The sequence below is a fragment of the Photobacterium sp. R1 genome (genome assembly GCF_054600795.1).
The window spans coordinates 1-341 of sequence record NZ_BAAHZP010000275.1; the positions used below are offsets into that span (position 1 = coordinate 1).

Genomic DNA, 341 nt, shown 5'->3' on the forward strand with positions numbered 1-341 from the left:
TTTCATCTTTGTTGTAGCGATAATCAATGATTAACGCCATATAAGCTTCTTTGAACTTACGCCACAAGCTGCGCTCACTCGATAAAAACAGGTTTTTCGCCAACTGCTGAGTTAGCGTACTGCCGCCCTGCACGGTTCGTCCCGCTTTCATGTTCGCCAGAAACGCGCGTCCGATAGCAACCACAGACACACCGTCATGGGTATAAAAATCACGGTCTTCTGTTGCGAGCAGTGCATCAATCAGCGTAGAAGGCAGCTCTGATTTCGGTTTATACAAACGCAACTCATTGGAATCGGTTTCCAGCATACCCAGCATTTGCGGCTCAACAGAAAAAATACCG

1 protein-coding gene is annotated in these 341 nt (G+C 47.2%); it reads right to left on the bottom strand.

The window, feature by feature from the left end; translation table 11 throughout:
• On the bottom strand, nt 1–341 hold a 341-nt coding region (locus tag ACYP03_RS25015; RefSeq protein WP_459782527.1), incomplete at both ends, for a transglycosylase domain-containing protein.